Origin of the sequence: Micromonospora inaquosa (assembly GCF_003857055.1) — a bacterium.
GTDB classification, from domain to species: domain Bacteria; phylum Actinomycetota; class Actinomycetes; order Mycobacteriales; family Micromonosporaceae; genus Micromonospora; species Micromonospora inaquosa.
In genome coordinates this window covers 1-1,222 of record NZ_QGSZ01000272.1, presented here as the reverse complement: position 1 = coordinate 1,222, position 1,222 = coordinate 1, and the positions used below count along the sequence as shown (strand labels likewise).

The following is a 1,222-nucleotide window of genomic DNA, read 5'->3' as shown; positions in this document are numbered from 1 at the left end:
GCCGGCGGGCCGGGGCCGGCCCGCCGGCTGTCGGCTGTCGGCTGTCGGCGGCGGCCACTAGCCTGGCCGGATGCCGGAGTTGACCGAGGACGTGACCTTCCGCAACGAGGACTGGTACGGCGAGGAGCTGACCGACCGGCACTTCGTGGGTTGCGAGTTCTTCGGGGTGGACCTGACCGAGGCGCTGAGCAGAGGCGCGGTCTTCACCGGGTGCACGTTCGGCAATGTGGCGTTCAACGCCTCCCGACACGTCGACTCCGCCTTCACCCGGTGCGTCTTTCGGCGGTGCAACTTCTTCGAGGCCGAGTTCACCGGCTGCAAACTGGTCGGCAGCACCTTCAGCGAGTGTGACCTGCGTCCGCTGACGGTGGACGGCGGTGACTGGTCCTTCGCCGCGCTGCCCGGTGCCGACCTGCGCGGCGTTCGGCTGACCGGGGTGCGCATGCGCGAGGTGGACCTCACCAGGGCCAATCTCACCGGTGCTACCGTCACCGGTGTCGATCTTTCCGGCGCCCAGCTGAACAACGTCCGTCTCGGCGGCGCCGACCTGCGGGGCAGCGATCTCACCGCGCTCGACCCGACGGTCGTCGAACGAGCCGGTGCCATCATCGACGTCGAGCAGGCCGTGATCATCGCGCAACTGCTCGGCTTCCGGATCGGCTGACGGGTAGGGCTCTCGCGGTCTGCCGTGTGTTCGTCCGGGCGGGCCAGGTTGTCCGACAGCGTCCCGTTGTGGGCTGGACACGTCCGGCAGTCCGGATCTAGCGTGTCGTCCACGCCCGTGTAAACGTGAAACGGCCCACAGTGGACGGTGTGGTCCGCAGCGGTCCAGGACGGCCGGGTGGCGGAGTTGGAGGGGTCGGTGGCGGACGAAGACCGCACTCGGGCTGGTTCGAGGGCTGGCGATGCGCCGCCGAGGCACCGTCCGCGTGCCATGACCGCCGGATTGACCCGAAGCGTGTTGCGCCGCGCCCGACAGCGGCGACGCTGGGTGGTGGAGGGCGTCGCCGCGCTCGTCGGCCTGGTGGTGCTGATCTCGTACCTCAGCTTCCGGTCCGGTCCCGAGCCGGACGACCAGGCGGCTCCGGGCGGCGTGTCCGCCGGGGCGGCCCGTTCCCCAGTTCTCCCGGCCGCCGACGGGCGCACCGGCGAGGCGGGGCCGGCCACCCCCGGTCTGCGTCCGCGCCAGCGTCCGCCCTCGCCGGACCCGACACCGTCGGCC

The 1,222-nt window shown here is 71.5% G+C and carries 1 protein-coding gene and 1 pseudogene; both read left to right on the top strand.

Translation table 11 applies throughout. The features are described from left to right. The first annotated feature begins 70 nt into the window (after positions 1-70). Positions 71-664: a pentapeptide repeat-containing protein gene (locus tag DLJ59_RS24955; RefSeq protein WP_124775061.1), complete on the top strand. Its 594-nt coding sequence runs from the start codon at positions 71-73 to the stop codon at positions 662-664. A gap of 270 nt (positions 665-934) precedes the next feature. Beyond that, positions 935-1,222: pseudogene (locus tag DLJ59_RS24950) on the top strand (hypothetical protein); the annotation flags it as partial.